The sequence below is a fragment of the Streptomyces blattellae genome, assembly GCF_009709555.1.
GTDB lineage: Bacteria > Actinomycetota > Actinomycetes > Streptomycetales > Streptomycetaceae > Streptomyces > Streptomyces blattellae.
Map to the genome: position 1 here is coordinate 79225 of NZ_WJBG01000222.1, position 17858 is coordinate 97082.

17 protein-coding genes are annotated in these 17858 nt (G+C 70.8%); 1 reads left to right on the top strand and 16 read right to left on the bottom strand.

Features of this window, described 5'->3' with window-relative positions; all coding sequences use genetic code 11:
- Window positions 1-29: 29 nt before the first annotated feature.
- The 14 genes from GFH49_RS31925 to GFH49_RS31990 all read right to left on the bottom strand — a co-directional run bounded on the left by GFH49_RS31925 (window position 30) and on the right by GFH49_RS31990 (window position 15027).
- On the bottom strand, window positions 30-2243 hold the full coding sequence (locus tag GFH49_RS31925; RefSeq protein WP_155059544.1) for a bifunctional serine/threonine-protein kinase/ABC transporter substrate-binding protein: 2214 nt from the start codon (window positions 2241-2243) through the stop codon (window positions 30-32).
- Window positions 2240-3112 (bottom strand): hypothetical protein, encoded by an 873-nt coding sequence (locus tag GFH49_RS31930; protein ID WP_230396615.1) that lies wholly within the window; start codon window positions 3110-3112, stop codon window positions 2240-2242. Before GFH49_RS31930 ends, GFH49_RS31925 begins: the two co-directional genes overlap by 4 nt.
- A 124-nt stretch (window positions 3113-3236) precedes the next feature.
- Complete coding sequence (locus tag GFH49_RS31935) at window positions 3237-4145, bottom strand: metal ABC transporter permease (protein ID WP_155059545.1); 909 nt, start codon at window positions 4143-4145, stop codon at window positions 3237-3239.
- Window positions 4142-4885, bottom strand: a complete 744-nt coding sequence (locus GFH49_RS31940; RefSeq protein WP_155059546.1) for a metal ABC transporter ATP-binding protein — start codon at window positions 4883-4885, stop codon at window positions 4142-4144. Before GFH49_RS31940 ends, GFH49_RS31935 begins: the two co-directional genes overlap by 4 nt.
- Window positions 4882-5856: a metal ABC transporter substrate-binding protein gene (locus tag GFH49_RS31945; protein WP_328288308.1), complete on the bottom strand. Its 975-nt coding sequence runs from the start codon at window positions 5854-5856 to the stop codon at window positions 4882-4884. The genes GFH49_RS31940 and GFH49_RS31945 overlap by 4 nt, the downstream gene beginning before the upstream one ends.
- On the bottom strand, window positions 5820-6146 hold the full coding sequence (locus tag GFH49_RS31950; protein ID WP_155059547.1) for a putative quinol monooxygenase: 327 nt from the start codon (window positions 6144-6146) through the stop codon (window positions 5820-5822). The genes GFH49_RS31945 and GFH49_RS31950 overlap by 37 nt, the downstream gene beginning before the upstream one ends.
- Window positions 6147-6166: 20 nt before the next feature.
- On the bottom strand, window positions 6167-7819 hold the full coding sequence (gene groL / locus GFH49_RS31955) for a chaperonin GroEL (protein ID WP_155059548.1): 1653 nt from the start codon (window positions 7817-7819) through the stop codon (window positions 6167-6169).
- Window positions 7820-7975: 156 nt separating this feature from the next.
- A complete protein-coding gene (locus tag GFH49_RS31960; protein WP_155059549.1) occupies window positions 7976-9001 on the bottom strand; it encodes an NAD(P)-dependent alcohol dehydrogenase in 1026 nt (341 codons plus the stop codon).
- Window positions 8998-9732, bottom strand: a complete 735-nt coding sequence (locus GFH49_RS31965; RefSeq protein WP_155059550.1) for an iron-sulfur cluster assembly protein — start codon at window positions 9730-9732, stop codon at window positions 8998-9000. Before GFH49_RS31965 ends, GFH49_RS31960 begins: the two co-directional genes overlap by 4 nt.
- Window positions 9729-10736, bottom strand: coding sequence for an amidohydrolase family protein (locus GFH49_RS31970; protein ID WP_155059551.1), 1008 nt, complete (start codon window positions 10734-10736; stop codon window positions 9729-9731). Before GFH49_RS31970 ends, GFH49_RS31965 begins: the two co-directional genes overlap by 4 nt.
- An 18-nt stretch (window positions 10737-10754) precedes the next feature.
- The gene (mimD, locus tag GFH49_RS31975) at window positions 10755-11108 is read right to left on the bottom strand and encodes a propane 2-monooxygenase effector subunit MimD (protein WP_230396616.1); all 354 of its coding nucleotides are present in this window, start codon (window positions 11106-11108) and stop codon (window positions 10755-10757) included.
- A complete protein-coding gene (locus GFH49_RS31980; protein WP_155059552.1) occupies window positions 11105-12235 on the bottom strand; it encodes an aromatic/alkene monooxygenase hydroxylase subunit beta in 1131 nt (376 codons plus the stop codon). The genes mimD and GFH49_RS31980 overlap by 4 nt, the downstream gene beginning before the upstream one ends.
- 63 nt (window positions 12236-12298) lie before the next feature.
- The gene (locus GFH49_RS31985; protein WP_155059553.1) at window positions 12299-13318 is read right to left on the bottom strand and encodes an FAD-binding oxidoreductase; all 1020 of its coding nucleotides are present in this window, start codon (window positions 13316-13318) and stop codon (window positions 12299-12301) included.
- Between the two features lie 65 nt (window positions 13319-13383).
- Window positions 13384-15027, bottom strand: coding sequence for a ferritin family protein (locus GFH49_RS31990; protein ID WP_155059554.1), 1644 nt, complete (start codon window positions 15025-15027; stop codon window positions 13384-13386).
- 281 nt (window positions 15028-15308) lie between these two features.
- Between GFH49_RS31990 and GFH49_RS31995 the strand changes: the two genes are divergently transcribed.
- Window positions 15309-17225 carry a sigma-54-dependent Fis family transcriptional regulator gene (locus tag GFH49_RS31995; protein ID WP_196218184.1) on the top strand — a complete coding sequence of 639 codons (1917 nt, stop codon included), beginning with the start codon at window positions 15309-15311 and terminating at the stop codon, window positions 17223-17225.
- Window positions 17226-17300: 75 nt separating this feature from the next.
- Here GFH49_RS31995 and GFH49_RS32000 read toward each other — a convergent pair whose 3' ends face one another.
- Window positions 17301-17516 (bottom strand): hypothetical protein, encoded by a 216-nt coding sequence (locus GFH49_RS32000; protein ID WP_155059556.1) that lies wholly within the window; start codon window positions 17514-17516, stop codon window positions 17301-17303.
- A 144-nt stretch (window positions 17517-17660) separates the two neighbouring features.
- Window positions 17661-17858: L-serine ammonia-lyase, iron-sulfur-dependent, subunit alpha (locus tag GFH49_RS32005; RefSeq protein ID WP_196218185.1), on the bottom strand; the 198-nt coding region annotated here is incomplete at its 5' end.

The following is a 17858-nucleotide window of genomic DNA, read 5'->3' on the forward strand; positions in this document are numbered from 1 at the left end:
TCGTCGACCCCCTCGGCTTCCCGCCCACGTCAGCTGTCGGCCTTCGCCGCACGATCCAGCTCGGCCAGCGATCCGAGCTGCCGGAACCGCCCGCCGCGGACCTCGTGGACGAAGGTGTCGTCCGTCCAGCCGTCGCCGCTGTTGTCGTACTGGTGGAGCTCGCCGAAGGTGTACGTCCGGGCGATGCCGTCGTACGTGTACTTCGCCGTCGCCAGCCGCGCGGCGAGGTCGGCCCGTACCGGCCGTCGGCGTGCCCCGGCCGGGACCGTGCGGGCGAACTCGGCGAGCAGCATCCGCACGCTGTCGTATGCCTCGGTGGCATACGGCTCCGGGGTGCCGCCGTAGCGCTTCCGCCACGCCGCCGTGAAGTCCCTGGCCCGCCGAGTCGCCAGTACGGAGGGGTCCACGGCCGAGGTGACCGCGTACCAGCCCTCGCCCGCGGCACCCGCCCGGCGCGGGAAGTCCGAGCCGTACAGCTGGTGCTGCATCCAGCGCGGCCCCGTGAAGCCTGCCGTGGCCAGGTCCCGGGCCGCGCGGACGGTGGCGTCCAGGGGGCCCAGGTAGGCGAAGGCCCCGACACCGGCGGCGAGCAGTTCGCGGACCGCCTCGGGGCCGTCGTCCGTCCGCTCCGCGACGACGCGGGGGACGACCTCGGCGCCCAGCTGGTCGCGCCACGCGCTGACCAGGGCGCCCTGGTCCTGGACGGTCGGGCCGCCGTCCCGGTCGATCACGACGCCGATCCGCGCCACCTGGCCGGTCACCAACGCGTGGACCGCGATCCAGGTGCCGAGCGCCAGATGCGGAGCGGCGCTCTGGAACGAGGTCTTGGGCGATGTCACGAAGTAGTCCTGCTGCCCCGTGCTGCTGGACACATGGGTCAGCCCCGCCTCGCCGTAGACGGCCGCGGCCCCGCGCATCGGGATCTCGGCGACCGGCCCCAGCACGGCCACGACCTTCCGGTCGGCGGTGAACGAACGGGCCACCTCCAGGGCGGAGTTGACGTCGCCGCGGTCGGCCAGGACCTCCACCTTCAGGTCGTAGGAGCGCCGCGGGGAGAGGTTGTGCTCGGCGACGGCGAAGCGGGCGGCGCGTTCGCAGGCCCGGCTGACGGCGGCGTTCCCCGTGCCGGTGGACGTGTGCACGCCGAGGACGTACACGGGACGCCCGCCGCCCCCGGACGGCTCCTTGTCGTCGTCCGCCGCCGCCCACACCGCCGTTCCGGTCCCGCCGCCGGCGAGCAGCAGCGCACCGCCGGCGAGCAGCAGCCGGCGCCGTCCGGGGCGCCGGGCCGGAGGTGTGTCCTGCGGGGCCTGCTCGGCCGGTTCGTCCACGACCGTGGGCTCGATGCCGGGCAGGGCGAGACTCTCGGCGGCCCTCGCGGCGACCATCCGCGCCACGGGGCCGGGGAGCCAGTCGCCGGAGGTGTCCGGGGCGGCCGTGGCGTCCGTGGCGAGCAGGCGCCGTATCTCGTCGGCCGTGGGCCGTGCGTCGGGGTCCTTGGCCAGGCAGCGCTCCACCAGGGTCCGTGACTCGCCTTCCAGGTCCCCGAGTTCCGGCTCGTCGTGGACGGTGCGGTACAGCAGGGCGTCCGGCGTCCCGGTGCCGAAGGGCGGGATGCCGGTCGCGGCGTACGCCAGCACGCAGCCCAGCGCGAAGAGGTCGCTCGCGGAGGTGGCCGGCCGGCCCCGGGCCTGCTCCGGGGCGAGGAATCCGGGCGTGCCGACCACGACCCCGGACGCGGTCAGCGCCGTGTCGTCGGCGGCGCGTGCGATGCCGAAGTCGATCAGGCGCGGCCCGTCCAGAGCGAGCAGCACGTTGCCCGGCTTGACGTCGCGGTGGACGAGCCCGGCCGTGTGCACGGCGTCCAGCGCGCCGGCCAGCAGCCCGCCGAGCACCCGCACCGCACGCCACGGCAGCGGGCCGTGCGCGGCGACCGCCTCGGCGACGGAGGGACCGGGGACGAACACGGTGGCCAGCCAGGGCTCGCGGGTCTCCGCGTCGGCGTCCAGGACGGAGACCACCCAGGGGCTGTCCACCCGCCGCGCCAGCTCCACCTCCCGCGCGAACCGGGCACGGAAGTCGTCGTCACCGGCGCTCTCCCCCCGGATCACCTTGACCGCCGCGAGCGCCCCCGCGTCGGTGCGTCCGAGATAGACGACACCCATCCCGCCCGCACCGAGCCGACGCAACAGCCGGAACCCGGCGATACGGGACGGGTCGGACGGCTGCAAGGTCTCGCTCATCGTTCCGCCCCCTCGGTCTCGCCCGGCGTGCCCGCCGATGTGCCCGTCGATGTCTCCGCCGGTTCCGTCGCGTCGCCCCGGCGGTCGATGCCGGCGGCGACGAAGCCCAGCCCCTCGACCATGTCGACGGTGACCGTGGAGTCCTCCTCCTCGGTCCGGCCCGCGCCGTGCCGTGCGGTCGCGGCCACCGTGACCGGCCCGAGCCGGAACTTGTACCAGTCGAAGGGGTGTGCCCGGCTCTCGCCGTCGACGATCCACTCCCCGGACTCCGCGAGGTCGTCCTCGCTGATCGCGTTCCGCTCGTCGGTGAACGCGTCGACCCGGGAGTACAGGCCCCGCACCACGTCCGTGGCGTTCAGCCGCTGCTGGGGGCAGCTCAGCGCCGACTCCAGCGCCCCCGCCATGTCGCGCCGCGCCGCCATGGTGTCCTGGTGCACGGTGACGGTCAGCGATACGTACACCGGACCCTTGCCGCCCTTCTCCGGCAGCTCGAACGCCCGCGTGAGGCTGGCCAGTACGGTCTTGGGCAGTGGCTCGCGCCGCCACTGGCAGTCGTCCTGCAGTACGGCCCACTCGGACGGATCACTTTCGAAGGGCTCGCGTTTGCGATACCCGACACCGAAGTAGTCGGGCCGCACGTCGAGTTCACGGACGAAAGCCAACGCCTCCGCCCGCGTCCTCGGCGCCCGTTCCTCCGCCAGCGTGTACGGCTCGCTCACCGCAGTCGCCGACGACGGCGAGGCCGAGGCGTCGGGGCTCCCTTTCGGCTTCCCCTTCCCCTCGGCCTCGCCGTCCGGCGACCCGCTGGTACACCCGGCCAGCAGCAGCGCCCCCGCCGCCGCGGCCAGGGCTGGTCTCCACCCGGCCATGCATCACTCCCCTTCGACGCCCGCTCGGCACGTCAGTGTGACGCATGGAAACGCCATCCCAACTGCCCTTGCGGGAATGCCAAGTCAAGAGCATCGACGTAGCGGAGAGTCAATCGGTTGCGACTCAGCGGTGGTATGCCTCCAGTTCGGTGATCGAGGGGGCTTCACGCGTGTGCGCCTGGAGATGCCGGCGCCTGGTGATCCGGTGGCCGATGAGGCCGTGGCGCGGGGCGAAGAGGTACACGAGGGCGAACGCGGCGCCCTGGACCAGGACGATCATGCCGCCGGAGGCGGTGTCGAGGTAGTAGCTCAGGTACAGGCCGGTGACGGCCGCGGCGGCGGAGAAGGCCGGTGCGATCAGCAGCATGCGCTGGAATCGGTCGGTCAGCAGGTAGGCGGTCGCGCCGGGGATGACCAGCATGGCCACGACCAGGATGACACCGGCGACCTGGAGGGCCACCACGCAGGTGAAGGCGAGCAGTCCGAGCAGGGCCGCGCCGAGCAGACGGGGGGACAGGCCGATGGCCTGCACGTGGGTCGGGTCGAAGGCGTAGAGGGTGAAGTCGCGGCGTTTGAGGATCAGCAGAGCGAGGGTGACCGCGCCGAGGGCGGCGATCTGGATCAGATCGGCGCGGTCGACGCCGAGCAGGCTGCCGAAGATGATGTGGTTGAGGTCCGTCTGGCTGGGCGTGACCGAGATCAGCACCAGGCCGAGCGCGAACAGGGTGGTGAACACGATGCCGATCGCGGCGTCCTCCTTGATCCGGCTGGTGTCCCGGACCACGCCGATGAGCGCGACGGCCAGCACGCCGAAGACGACGGCGCCCAGCGCGAACGGCACACCGAGGATGTAGGCGAGCACCACGCCGGGCAGCACGGCGTGGGAGACGGCGTCGCCCATGAGCGACCAGCCGATGAGGACCAGCCAGCAGGACAGCACCGCGCAGACCACGGCCGCGACGAGCGTGGCCGCCAGGGCCCGGACCATGAAGCTGTAGGTGAGGGGTTCCAGGAGGAACTCGTAGAGGGTCACACCGGCTCCTCTCGCCGGAGCACGTCCAGCCCGAACGCCCGCGCGAGGTTGTCGGGCCGGAGGACCTCGTCCGGTGAGCCGTGGACGAGGACCGTGCGCATGAGCAGGACCGCCTCGTCGGCGAGGCTGGGCAGGGCGTGCAGGTCGTGGGTGGACACCAGAACGGCGGCCCCGTCCCCGGCCAGTTCGCGCAGCAGACGGGTGATGGTGGCCTCCGAGCCCTTGTCGACACCGGCGAAGGGCTCGTCCAGCAGCAGGATGCCGGCCCCCTGCGCGATTCCGCGGGCGACGAAGGCGCGTTTGCGCTGGCCGCCGGAGAGCCGCCCGATCTGGCGGTCGGCCAGGCCGGTGAGCTGCACACGCTCCAGGGCGTGGTCCACCGCCTCGTGGTCGGCGCGACGCGGGCGCCGGGTGAAGCCCAGGTGCCCGTAGCGGCCGGTCATCACGACATCCCGAACCGACAGCGGGAACGCCCAGTCCACGTCCTCGCTCTGGGGTACGTAGCCGATCGCTCCGGACTTGCGTGCCCGCACGGGCGGGCCGCCGTTGACGCGCACGGTGCCGCTGTCGGGCTTGAGGGCACCCATGATGGTCTTGAACAGCGTCGACTTGCCCGAGCCGTTCATCCCCACGAGCCCGCACACCCGTCCGGCGGCCAGCGACAGAGTGACGCGGTCGAGTGCGACGACGTCGCCGTAACGGACGGTCGCCTGGTCGACGTGGATCGCCGGCGCGGTCATCGGGCGGTCCCGTTCAGCGCGGTGACGATGGTGTCCGCGTCGTGGCGGATCAGGTCGAGGTAGGTCGGCACGGGACCCTCCGGTCCGGACAGCGAGTCGACGTAGAGCACACCGCCGAACCGGGCGCCGGTGGCCGAGACGACCTGGCGCATCGGAGCGTCGGACACGGTGGACTCGCAGAACACCGCGGGGACTCTGTTCTGTTCGACGAAGTCGATCGTGCGGGTGATCTGCTGCGGAGTGGCCTGCTGTTCGGCGTTGACGGCCCAGATGTAGCGTTCGGTCAGGCCCGCGTCGCGTGCCAGGTAGGAGAAGGCGCCCTCACAGGTGACGAGCGCCCGTTCACTGCCCGGCAGGCGGCCCAGCGCACCCACCAGCTCGTCGTGGACGCCTTGCAGCTGCCGCTTGTAGCGCGTGCCGTTGGCCTCGAACGCGGCCGCGTTGTCCGGGTCGAGGTCGCTGAACGCCTTCACCATGTTGTCCACGTAGATCTGCACGTTCAGCGGTGACATCCACGCGTGCGGATTGGCCCGTCCGCGGTAGGCGTCCTCGGCGATGTCGATCGGCCTGACTCCTTCGCTGACCACCGCGTGCGGTACGTCGGTCTCGGCCACGAACTGCTCGAACCAGGCTTCCAGGTGCAGGCCGTTGTCGATGATCAGATCGGCTCCGGCGGCCTTCTTGACGTCGTCCGGTGTGGGCTCGTACCCGTGGATCTCCGCACCGGCCTTGGTGATGGACTCCACCCGGAGGTGGTCGCCCGCGACGTTGGCGGCGATGTCGGCCAGGACCGTGAACGTCGTCAGGACGACCGGCCGCCGGTCGGCACGGGCCGCGCTCACGCTCCCGAGCTGGCACCCGGCCAGCAGGAACACCATCGTCGTCGCACAGGCGATCCAGGCCTTCATCAGGTGCCGGACGCCCCCTGCGGGGGTCAGTTCCGTGGCGTGATCTCCGCCATCCGCGACCATCCCTGCCCCTCCGTCTCGACGTTGATGATGTCGGGGGTCACGGCCACCACGTCCGGCATCCAGGCCATCGCCGCCTTGAAGTGGCCGGAGTTGACGTGTTCGACGCCCGCCTCCTGGGAGGCGAACGCCTCCAGGAGGACGAAGCGGTCCGGGTCGGCGGTGTCGGCGGACCACTCGAAGAAGAGATTGCCGGGCTCGGCGCGGGTGGCTGCGGTGAAGTCGGCCACGAGGCCGGGCCATTGGTCGCGGTACTCCGGGCGGACGGTGAACCGTACGGCGATGAAGATCATTCGATGCTCCCTGCCTCCGGCTACGGGATGTTGGACGGACGCGGCAGCCCCTCGGCGAGGTCGCCGATCTCCGGGGAGTGGATGGAGCCGGGATTGCCGATGATCTCCTCGACGATCAGCGTCTCGGTGGTGAGCAGCAGGGCGGCGATGGACGCGGCGCTGAGCAGCGCGCTGCGGGTGACCTTGACCGGGTCGATGATCCCGCGCCGGTGCAGGTCGGCGTAGTCGCCGCGCAGGGCGTCCAGGCCGCTGCCGACGGGCAGCGTGGCCACCTCGGCCTCCGCCTCGTCGGGGTCGAGACCGGCGTTGATGGCGATCCAGCGCAGCGGTTCGGCGAGCGCCTTGGCGACGATGGTGCAGCCCAACGCCACCTCTTTGCCGGGGAGTTCGAGTGCGGCGATGTCGGCCCGCGCGTGGAGCAGCGCCGCGCCGCCGCCCGCCACGACGCCTTCCTCGGCCGCCGCCCGGGTGGCGGCGAGCGAGTCCTCCAGGCGCATCTGCTTCTCCTTGAGCTCGACGCCGCTCGCGGCGCCGACGCGGATGACGGCGACGCCGCCGGAGAGTTTCGCGATGCGTTCGCCGAGCTTGTCCTGGTCGTGCTCGTTGGTGGCGCGCTCCAGTTCGGTCTTGAGGTTCTCGATGCGTTCGGCCACCCGCTCGTCGCCGCCGGCCCCGCCGAGGACGGTGGTGAAGCGTTCGGTGGCGATGACCTTCTCGGCACGCCCCAGGTCGTCGAGGGTGACGCTCTCCAGGGTGCGGCCCGCGGTGCCGGTGATGACCCGGCCACCGGTGAGCGCGGCCATGTCCTCCAGTTCGGCGATGCGCCGGAAGCCGAAGCCGGGGGCGCGTACCGCGAGCGAACGGAAGGTGCCGTGCGCCGCGTTGGTGACGAGCATGCCGAGCGCGGGCCCGTCGACGTTCTCGGCGATGACGACCAGCGGGGAGCCGGTGCCCATCACCCGCTCCAGGACCGGCATCAGCTCCTGCACCTTGGTGATCTTGGTGTCGCAGTAGAGGAGGTACGGGTTCTCCAGGACGGCTTCCATGCGTCCTTCATCGGTGACCATGTACGGGGAGATCCAGCCGCTGTCGAACTCCAGGCCCTCGGCGTACTCGACGGTGATCCCGAAGGCCGACGACTCCTCCACGGTGACGACGCCGGTGCGGCCGACGCGGGCCACGGCCTGGGCGATGGCCTCGCCGATGGCGGGGTCGTTGTTGGCGGACAGCGCGGCCACCCGCACGAGTTCGTCGTCGGTGCGGACCGGGCGCGACTGGGTGGCCAGCGAGTCGACGGCGGCGGCCACGGCGGCCTCGATGCCGTTCTTCAGCAGCACCGGGTTGGCACCGTCGTTGACCGCCCTCAGCCCCTCGCGGACGATCGCCTGGGCGAGCACGGTGGCGGTGGTGGTGCCGTCGCCGACATCCCCGTTGGTGCGGGTTGCCACCTCCTTCACCAGTTGGGCGCCCATGTTGGCGAAGGGGTTCTTGAGCTGGATCTCGCGGGCGATGGTGACGCCGTCGTTGGTGATGGTGGGCGGCCCGGTCAGCTTCTCCAGGACCGCGTTGCGGCCCTTCGGGCCGAGGGTGACCCGCACGGCGTCGGCCAGTGCGTTCACCCCGCTCTCCAGCAGTGCGCGCGCTTCGGCGTTGAAGCGCAGTTCCTTCGCCATGGCGGTGTCGTCCCTTCGGGTACGGCTCGGGTACGGCTCGGATACGGCAGGTGCGGGGGTGGTGGCGACGGCCGGGGTGCGGTTTCCGCGGTGCGCCGACCCTCACGGACGAAGGTCCACGGACCGGCCGCCGCCACCTGCTCGGGGGTGTGCGGATCAGGGCACGAGCACGGCACGCCCGCGCACCCGGCCCTGGTTCAGGTCGTCCAGGGCACGGCCGAAGTCGTCCAGCGGGTAGGTGACGGTGTGGAGGGTGACCAGTCCGCGGGCCGCGAGGTCCATCAGTTCCACCAGGTCGGTGTAGGAGCCGACCAGGTTTCCGATGAAGTTGATCTCGGTGGAGATGATGTCGATGGTCGGCACGGACAGGGTTCCGCCGTAGCCGATGACGTAGTAGTCGCCGGCCCGGCGCAGCATCCGTACGCCGTCCTCCAGGGCGCCGCCCTCGCCGACGAAGTCGAGCACGGCCTCGGCGCCCTGCCCTGCGGTGAGCTCCGCGACCTGGTCGGCCTGGCTGCCGTCGGCGACGACGGTGTGGTGCGCGCCGAGCGTCTCGGCGAGCTTCAGGGCCTGCGCCGACCGGTCGACGACGATCAGCTCGGCGGGGGTGAGCGCCCGCAGCACCTGGATGCCGATGTGCCCGAGCCCGCCCGCGCCGATCACCACGGCCTTGGCTCCCGGAGCGAGCGTGCGGGCCGCCTTCTTCGCCGCGTGGTACGCCGTCAGGCCCGCGTCGGCCAGCGCGGCCACCTCGGCCGGGGCGAGGTCCGCATCGAGCGGGACGACCGCGCGGGCGTTGGTGCGCAGGTACTCGGCGAAGCCGCCGTCGGAGTCGATGCCGGGGAAGGCGCTCGCCGCGCAGTGCACGTCGTCGCCGCGCCGGCAGGCGGCGCACAGTCCGCAGGTGACGAGCGGATGCAGGATCACCGGGTCGCCGGGAGCGACGGAGGTGACGGCGGATCCGACCTCCGTGACCCAGCCCGCGTTCTCGTGCCCCTGGACGTAGGGCAGGCCAACCCCGGTCTTGGCCTGCCACTGGCCCTCGATGATGTGCAGATCGGTACGGCACACGCCGGCGCCGCCGATCTTCACGATCACGTCGAGCGGTGAGGAGATCACCGGGTCGGGTACCTCGTCGAGCCGGGGCTGGTCCTCGTACTGGTGCAGTCGTACGGCTTTCATGACGCTTCCTCCTTTCTGCGGCTCACTCGCGTCCAGCCGGCCGGCCCGTAACGAGTGGCCAGCAGGCCCTCGCAGAACTCGGTGTTGGCGCCGATTCCGACACCGGCCGTGCGGCCCATGAGCAGGTGCCGCTCCACAGCGGCGGCGGGTACGGCCCGCCCCTCGTTGTCGGTGAACAGCGGAGCCGACACGTCCGCCGGAAGGCCGAGCAGGGCGCGTCGGCGGCGCAGCGTCACCGTCAGGCGCTCGGGCAGGTCGCCCAGGACCGCGTCGGCCAGCTGCCGGTGGGTCCAGCCGCGCTCCAGCAGCCGCTTGCCGAGGCGGGCCTGGGCGGCCAGGTGCCCTTTGCGCAGGAAGACGGCGCGCAGCTCCTGCATGCGGTCGGGGTCGGCGAGGCCCGGGAACGCCTCGGCGAACGACTTCCCGCATCCCACGCCCTGGTTGATCTCGTCGGAGGCGAAGTGGTCCTCCAGGATCACGGTGCACTCCCCCATCCAGGACAGCCGGGCCAGCTCGCGCCGGGCGTCCTCCACCATCAGCCAGGCGAAGTTGGGAGCGCAGAAGTAGGTGGGCAGCCGGAGCCTGGCCTCGACCGAGCCGTCGGCGCCGACGCTGACGGAGCGGACGAAGCCGAGTTCGGTGATGGGGCGGTCGAGTTCCGGGTCGAGCACCGCCGCCAGAGCCGCGTTGACGGCGGTGACCCGGTCGACCGCGTCGGTGACGGCGGTCATGCCACCACCGCTCCGGCGGGCGCCAGCTGGGCACTGCCGGGCACCTTCAGGTCGTACAGGCGCGCGTGGTTGAGGCCGAGGATCTTGCGCTTGGCCTCGGTGGTGAGGGCGCCGTACTCGGACTGGAGGTCCTTGGGGATCTGGAAGTCGGCGAACGTCTCGATCAGCCACTTCGGGCTCCAGATCCCGTAGTCGCTGCCGAACACGATCCGGTCGTCGTCGAGCCAGTACCGCAGCTCACCGATGATCTGGGCGAAGTAGCGGGGGCGGGTGTGGATGAACGGCATGACCACGGACAGGCCCGCGTACACGTTGGGTTCCTGGGTGGCGATCCAGCAGAAGTCGTCGAGGCGGGGCAGCCCGGAGTGCTCCACGACGAAGTTCAGGGCGGGGAAGGCGCTGGCCGCGTGGTCGATGTCGGCCACGTCGAAGGCGTCCCGGTTCAGCGGCCAGATGGTGGGGCCCTTGTGGACGTGGATGTTGCGGATGCCCAGCTCCTCGCACAGCGCCAGGTAGTCCTGCGCCTCGGGGTCGGTCAGCTTCCAGCCCTTGGAGGCACCGCGCCATTCGGCGGTGTAGAGCTTGACGCCCCGCAGGTTCCACTCGGCGTGCAGCTTCCGCAGCCGCTCCAGGCCGGCCTCGCCCTCACGCGGGTCGAAGGAGCCGTTGGCGATGAGGCGGTCGGGGTACTTGCGGGCCAGTTCCCCGTTGCGCTCGGTGGTGTTGAAGCCCTTGCGGTAGAACTCGTGCAGGTACGTGGGCTGGAAGATGCCCCAGTCGACGTATCCGGTGTCGAACAGGTCGTGGATCAGGTCCTGTTCGCTGTACTTGCGGAACTTCTCCAGCGGCCACACCCATTCCTCGGGGCTGAGGTTGCGGTGGTAGTCGTAGAAGCAGCGGATGAAGCCCTCGCCGTACTTGTTGGCGGTGTTCTCCTCGCTGCCGTCCCAGAAGTGGATGTGACCGTCGACGATGAAGTAGTCGACGCCGTCCTTGCGGTACATGGCTGCTCCTCCCAGGCGTCAGTCGACCGGCCTGAGGTCGAAGTCGATGTATTCGGCGGCGTCCTCGGGGTTGGCGAAGAGCACCGTGCGGTCGTCGAGGTGGACCATGCGCCCGTAGTGGGTGGACATGATCTCCTCGTAGTCGGCCTGGTCGAAGTCGAAGCCGAGGGCGCCCGAGATCTCGTCGAAGTCGAAGGTGAGCACCCGCTCGCCGTCGACGCGGATCATCGACGGGAAGTCGGTGACGGTGACGTTGTCCTTGGCGCGCATCACATCGGCGACGACATGGCCGTTCTGGTTGTTCATCAGCGTCACACCGCACATGTTCGACGAGGTGCGGTCGGCGCTGAACGGCTGCGGGGCGGTGGTCACTTGGCGGTCCTCTCGCTCGTGCGGTCGGCGGGTGCCTGAAGGCCGAGGTCCTCGACGATGCGGGCGAAGCGCTCCTTGGCGCGGTCGAGTCCGTCCTCGAAGCGGACGGGCTTCTCGGCGGGCTGCGACCACAGCGGCTGGAGCCGGCGTGCGGCGTCGAGGCTCACCGGCGTCCAGCGCTCCAGCCACTCCTGGACGACCTGCTTGTTGCTCGCGCCGTGGGCGGCGTCGGCGAGCAGGAGGGAGAACAGGGCCCGGGTGTAGCGCAGGTCGCGGTCGTAGTCGTTCTCGCCGGCGCCCATCACGGTCGGGGTGGTGTAGTCGCCGTTGCGGGCGGCGATCTGCAGGACGAGGTGGCTGCGGAACAGCTCGCCGACGAGGGGCTCGAAGACGAGGTTCGTGGCGAACAGGGCCTCGGCCCAGTCCTGGACGGCGGTGAGCCGTTCGGTGTTCTCCCGGACGCCCTGCCAGGCGGGGTCGGACTGCCACACGTCCCGGTGGGCGGAGCCGTCGAAGCCGTCGAGCTGCTCCTCGATGTCGAGGTTGTAGAGCGCGAGGTCCTGGGCGAAGCGGAGTTTGTGGACGCTGTTCACCGCCATCGCGTTGTTGATCATGTTGGTGGGCGCGGAGCGCTGGATCGCGACGAACACATGCATGCCCAGGCCCTGTTCGGCGTGCATCCACGCGCCGACGTGCCGCTCGACGAACGTCACCCAGGACCGGCTCCACTGCCCGTAGGCCTCGGCCTTGCGGGCGCCTGCGAGGTTCTGCTGGACCTGCCGCACGACGTTGGCGTTGTTGCGGTAGATCGTCTGCTCCCACTCCTCGTTGGGGTCGAGGAAGCGGTGCCAGTTCGAGGACTTCACGGCGGTCCAGTCCTGCGGGTAGCCCGAGGAGCCGTCGGCGAAGCCGTAGATCCAGCCCTGCAGCAGGTGCCGCTCGGGGTCGGGCTGGACGTCGAAGGTGACGTCCTCGTACATGCTGGCCCGCAGCTTCTGGGGCTTGTAGTAGGAGAAGGTGCGGCTGGTGGAGCTGGGGAAGACCAGGGCTCCCGCCTCGGCGTCGGTGAACTGCGGTTTGGGGAAGCTGCGTTCGGCCTTGGCCGGCTTGTCGGCTTGAGTGGTCATGCGTACGGCTCCTCACATCGGTCAGGAGGTCGGGTGGGTGCGCGGGTCAGGTGGGTGCGCGGGTCAGCTGTCGGCGGACGTGGTGAACTTGTCCAGGAAGATCCGCTCCTCGGGCATGCCCTTGCCGGTGAGCAGCTCGAAAGCGGCGTCGCACATCGGCGGTGGCCCGCACAGATAGGCGTCGGCCTGCGACAGATCGCCCTCGTGCCGGTCGACGACCTCGGTGATCAGGCCCTGTTCGTACGGTTCCGAGGCGTCCTCGGACAGGGCGGGCACGAACGCGAAGTCCGCGAGGCGGTCGCCGAGTCCGGCGATCTCGTCGAGCGCGAACAGGTCCCGCCGGGTGCGCGCCCCGTAGTAGAACCGGGTGCGCCGGGTGCTGCCGGTGGCGGCCAGGCCGCGCAGCTGGGCGAGGATCGGCGCCATGCCGGCGCCGCCCGCGAGCAGGATCAGGTCACGGTCCGGTGCGTCCCGCATCACGCAGGTGCCGTAGGGGCCCTTCACCGTGAGCGGGTCGCCCGGGGTCAGGGTGCCGTCGAGCAGCCCGGAGAACAGTCCGCCGGGGTAGCGCTTGATGAGGAACTCCAGCCGGCCGCCCGGCAGTCCGGCCATCGAGAAGGACCGCCACTGCCCGGTGCCCGGCACCTCGATGTCGACGTACTGCCCGGTGCGGTAGGGGAGTTCGTCGGCGGGGTCGACGGTCAGCGCGAGCCGGACGATGTCGTGGGTCTGCGCCTCGACCGCGCTGACCGTCGTGCGGACCTGACGCGGCGGGATGCCGGAGAGGAGCATCTCCTCGTCGTAGTTGATGAGTTCGACGCTGAGGTCGCCGTAGGCGTGCACGCGGCACAGCAGGACGTATCCCTCCTCGCTCTCGTAGTCGGCGAGCGCGAAGGTGGAGTAGCGCTCCATCTGCTGGTCGCCGTCGAGCAGAAAGGACTTGCAGGACGAGCACTGGCCCTCCTTGCATCCGTGCATGAGCATGACGCCCTGGCGGAACGCGGCGTCCAGCACGGTCTCCTCCTCGTCGGCCTCGATCTCGATGCCGACCGGTTCGAATCGGATGCGGTGCTTGTCACCCACAAGGACCTGCCTTCCGGGGCGGCGACCCCGCGACGGTTGCGTCGCCGCCCCTGCCTCGGGTTCGGTCAGGGCATCGACGGTGTGATGTTGGTGCGGCCGCGGTAGTCCGCGACATGCGCCTCGCGCTCCTCGTCGGACATCTCGTTGAGCGTCACGTTGGGGCTGAGGAGGGTGTTGCCGCGGATGTCGTCGAGCGTCCACAGCTTCTTCGGGTCGTCGAGGTCCAGGTGCGGCTGCGGGATCAGCGTCTTTCCGTCGTCGCGGACATAGCCGAGGTCCTGGACGATGTCGGCGAGGTCCTGCCCGTGGTAGCAGCTCTCCCACTCGCGCTTGCCGGTGAGGCGGCCCATCGCCGGGGTGGCGCGGCCCTCGTACTCGGGCCGGAACGCGGTGGAGTCGGTCCACGCGCAGGTCTCCGAGCAGTACGTGCGCCACTGGCCGTCGACCTTGTCGACCACCATGTCCTGCCGGATCAGACAGGGCACCATGCAGGACCAGCAGCGGTGCGGGTACTGGTAGCCGACGTCCTCGAAGGTGATCGGCTTGTTGGCACCGGGGTGCCGCAGCCGGTTGTACGCCTCCCACCAGGCGCCGTACTCCGCGTACCAGCCCGGGTACTTGGACTCGAACCACTCGAAGTCGTCGTCGGTCATGCCGTCGATGCGCCAGAAGTTCACCGGCCAGCCGGTGGCGAAGAACTGGGCGACCTTGTGGACGTAGCCCTGGTTCCAGATCCGGTCCCACGCCTGCTCGACGAGGTCGTGCGGGATCGTCAGGCCGTACTTCTCCAGCGGGATCAGATACGACCGGTAGTAGTCGTCGTAGATCCAGCGGCGCCACATCTCGGCGTAGCTGTCGCGGTCCTTGCGGCGGTCCTTGCTGCCGTACTCGATGAACGTGCCGATGGCGGCGTCCACCACACAGTGGTTGTTCCACCAGGCGTAGCGCAGGTCGCGCTCCAGGAGCTGGCGGTTGTCCTCGTCGGCCAGCGCCATCAGCAGGATCGAGTAGCCGTTGGAGATGTGCCGGGACTCGTCCGACTGCACGGAGTGGAACACGGTGGGCAGCAGGTAGTCGCCGTTGGCGGCGGCCTCGGCGGGCATCGCCACGAACAGGGTGTTGGTGAAGGCCGTCTCCGCCACCAGCGTCAGGTAGACGTTGGCCGCGGTGATCGCGTCACCGGTGATGAACCCCTCGCCGAACTGCCGGCCGATGGTGCCCGCGTAGCAGTTGGCGAACGCCTTCTCGGAGATGTCGAACCCGGCGGGGTCGATGTAGTGGTTCATGTAGAGGCGCTTGAGGTTCATCTGGATCGTCGAGTGCCGTACCTCGTCGATCATCTGCACCGCGAGCCCGTTGTGCAGCTCCGGGTTGGGCACCGCGCCGATCGCCATCGGCATCGCGCGGGCCGCGCTGATCTCGGGGAAGGGGATGATGGACAGGAACAGCTTCTGCCACTCCATCCAGCGCTCCTGGACCTGGCGGAACATGTTGCCCCGGATCGCGCCGTCCATCGCGCCGTAGACCCGGTTGTCCTTCTCCTCCTCCATCGGGAAGTAGGAGCGCAGGACCTGCTTGAGCGGGTCCTTCTTGGGGGCCTTGTCGAAACGGTAGTCGGTCGCGAAGCGGTTGGCCGGTGTCGCGAACGTCGGATCCCACGACAACTCGGTGATCTTCTTGTGCGCCTTGCTCAGGCTCTGTCGGCTCACGGGTGATACTCCTCCGGCTGACTCGGCGGCGTTGGGGCTCCCCTCGGGACCCGGCGCGGCCGGAGCCCGAGGGAAAGGACCTCGTTCGCCCGGCGCTCGTGGCGGCGCACAGCCGTCGGTGACCGGGGCGTCGCCCATCGTGGGGGCGGGGGCGGCTGCCGCGCGTCTCAAGTTGAGACGGGGGTCACATCCCGGGTATGGCCACCACCGCACTCCCGGATTTAACGTGCCCGACATACCGGAACCCCGAGAGTCATCGCACGGCAGAAGGCGCAGAGCCGATGGAACCTGTGGAATCCGTGGAACCCCTGGAGACGACGAGGCGGTCACAGACCGTCTCCCCGCTCGGCCTGGACCGTCCCGTCCCGCACCTCAACCCGGTCCGTGAGCGGGTCCGGTTCCTGGAGGGCGGGGACGTCTCGCCCTCAGCGGTGCGCCCGCCCATCCTCCACTCCTGGCAGCGCTCACTCTTCTTCGGCGTGGACGCCGACAGCATCCAGGCTCCCTACAACGCCGACTTCGACCCGCACTCCCGGCTCGCCACCGCCGCCCGGCCGGTCCTCGACCGGCTCTCCGACGCGCTCCTGGGCACCCCGATGTGCCTCGTCCTGACGGACTCCAAGGGACGGGTACGTGAACGCAGGACCGGCGACCGGGCGCTGCACCGGCATCTCGACGACATCTGCCTGGCACCCGGCTTCAGTTACGCCGAGGAATACGTCGGCACGAACGGCATCGGCACCGCCGCCGAGGACGGCCGTACGGCGCTGGTCTACGGCTCGGAGCACTTCTCCGAACGGCTGCAGCGGATGTCGTGCGCCGCGGCGCCCATCCGCAATCCGGTCAGTGGCCGGGTGCTCGGCCTGATCGATCTGACGTCCTGGCAGCACACCGCCTCGCCGCTGATGGTGGCGCTGGTCCAGGAGGCCGCCGCCGACATCGAGGAGCGGCTGCTGGACATCGGTTCGGAACGGGAACGGGCGGCACTGCGCGCCTTCTTGACGTCCCGTCAGAGTTCGCGGCGGGCGCTGGTCACGCTCACCGACGGTCTGCTGCTCGCCGACGCGGCCGCGACGGAGATGCTCGGCCCGGCCGACCACCGGCGGCTGCGGGAACTCGCCGCCGATCCGGCCGGGCTGCACGAGCAGCGGATGCTCCTCAGCGACGGGCGGACCGTGCAGCTGAGGGGCCGCCGGGTGGAGGGTGACGAGCCCGGCGGACACCCGGCCGCGTATCTCATCGAACTCCGGCTGGTCGCGGAGCGGGACGAGTCCTCCCCGCACTCCGTGGTCCGTATGCCGCGGCTGGCCGGCATCAGCGGGTCGAGCCCGGTGTTCCGTGGCGTCGTCGGCCAGTTGACCCGACACTGCCGGCAGGGCGGCTGGACGCTGGTGGAGGGGGAGGCGGGCACCGGCAAGCTGGCGCTGGTGCGGGCCGTGCACCGGCATGTGGCGCCCACGGAGCGGATCAGCGTGCACGATGCGGCGGACGCGAGGGGCGGCGCCGCGCCGTGGCTGCAGGCCGTCTTCCGGGATCTCGCCGAGGACCGCGGCACGGTGGTGCTCCGGCATCTCGAACTGCTCTCCGCGCACGTGCTCGGGCAGCTCGACGGGGTGCTGCGCACCACGGCCGGGCGCTCCGGCTGGGTGGCCGCGCTGCTCACCCATGACCGGCCCCGGCTGCCCGGCGCGGGCGCCGAAGCGCCGCCGAACGCCTACGGGGTCGCCGCCTCCCGGCAGGCGGATCCCGCCGCCCCGGTGCGGGCACGGTTCGGGGCGGAGGTCACCGTCCCGCCGCTGCGGCACCGTACGGCCGACATCCCCGCGCTCGTGACCTGCCTGATGGCCCGCCACGGTGGCGACGGCGCAGACGTCCGGTGCTCGGACGGCGCGTTGCGTGCCCTGTCCCGGGCGCCCTGGCCGGGCAACGTCCGCCAGCTCGACGGCTCGCTCCGCTACGCCCAGGCGCACCGCTCGGGCACCCTGGTCGAGGAGTCCGACCTCCCGCCGTCCCTGCTCTCCCAGGCTCAGCACCCCCTGTCCGCCTGGGAGTCCACAGAACGCGACCTGATCGTCCAGTCCCTCCTCGACCACGGCGGAGACAAGGCGAAGGCGGCCAAGGCACTGGGCATCTCCCGGGCGACGATCTACCGCAAGATCACGGCGTACGGGATCCGGCTGGGGCCGGAGAAGGGGTGACGCCGGGAGGCGACGAGGGGGGACGCCGGGAGGTGACGTGGCGTCGGCAGGGTCCGGTCCGGCAGGCGGGACGCGTCAGCGTCGGGTGGGCTTCCCCCCTCCCCCGGTCCGGGCGTGCCACAGCCACAGGCCGCACGCCTCCCAGCAGCCGAGTACGGCACCCGTGAGGGCGACTTGGGGTCCGGACGCGGCACCCGCCACCGTCGCCACCGCGCCGCCCACCGCCAGCAGGGCCCCGAACCCGCCCAGGGCCAGCAGCCGTTCCCGGTGCCCCCACGACTGTTTCGCCATGTCCGCCCTTACTCGTCACGCTCTGCCCCGGCGCGTCGTCCCGAGCATGCCGGAGGGCATGGAAGGCAGGAGTCTCACGGTGAGACGGCGGCCCGGCGTGTGGGGCAGGGATGCGGGCGGCCTTCTCCCGCTTCCTCCGCGTCTTCAGCACTCGATGACGTTGACGGCGAGTCCGCCGCGGGCGGTCTCCTTGTACTTGACCTTCATGTCGGCGCCGGTCTCCTTCATGGTCTTGATGACCTTGTCCAGGGAGACGTGGTGGCGGCCGTCGCCGCGCAGGGCCATCCGGGCGGCGGTGACGGCCTTGACCGCGGCCATGCCGTTGCGTTCGATGCAGGGGAT

What these genes read in the sequence shown, in the direction of transcription:
- GFH49_RS31925 (WP_155059544.1), bottom strand. Translation starts at nt 2,243, where the DNA reads ATGAGCGAGACCTTGCAGCCGTCCGACCCGTCCCGTATCGCCGGGTTC.
- GFH49_RS31930 (WP_230396615.1), bottom strand. Translation starts at nt 3,112, where the DNA reads ATGGCCGGGTGGAGACCAGCCCTGGCCGCGGCGGCGGGGGCGCTGCTG.
- GFH49_RS31940 (WP_155059546.1), bottom strand. Translation starts at nt 4,885, where the DNA reads ATGACCGCGCCGGCGATCCACGTCGACCAGGCGACCGTCCGTTACGGC.
- GFH49_RS31945 (WP_328288308.1), bottom strand. Translation starts at nt 5,856, where the DNA reads ATGGTCGCGGATGGCGGAGATCACGCCACGGAACTGACCCCCGCAGGG.
- GFH49_RS31950 (WP_155059547.1), bottom strand. Translation starts at nt 6,146, where the DNA reads ATGATCTTCATCGCCGTACGGTTCACCGTCCGCCCGGAGTACCGCGAC.
- groL (WP_155059548.1), bottom strand. Translation starts at nt 7,819, where the DNA reads ATGGCGAAGGAACTGCGCTTCAACGCCGAAGCGCGCGCACTGCTGGAG.
- GFH49_RS31960 (WP_155059549.1), bottom strand. Translation starts at nt 9,001, where the DNA reads ATGAAAGCCGTACGACTGCACCAGTACGAGGACCAGCCCCGGCTCGAC.
- GFH49_RS31965 (WP_155059550.1), bottom strand. Translation starts at nt 9,732, where the DNA reads ATGACCGCCGTCACCGACGCGGTCGACCGGGTCACCGCCGTCAACGCG.
- GFH49_RS31970 (WP_155059551.1), bottom strand. Translation starts at nt 10,736, where the DNA reads ATGTACCGCAAGGACGGCGTCGACTACTTCATCGTCGACGGTCACATC.
- GFH49_RS31980 (WP_155059552.1), bottom strand. Translation starts at nt 12,235, where the DNA reads ATGACCACTCAAGCCGACAAGCCGGCCAAGGCCGAACGCAGCTTCCCC.
- GFH49_RS31995 (WP_196218184.1), top strand. Translation starts at nt 15,309, where the DNA reads ATGGAACCTGTGGAATCCGTGGAACCCCTGGAGACGACGAGGCGGTCA.
- GFH49_RS32000 (WP_155059556.1), bottom strand. Translation starts at nt 17,516, where the DNA reads ATGGCGAAACAGTCGTGGGGGCACCGGGAACGGCTGCTGGCCCTGGGC.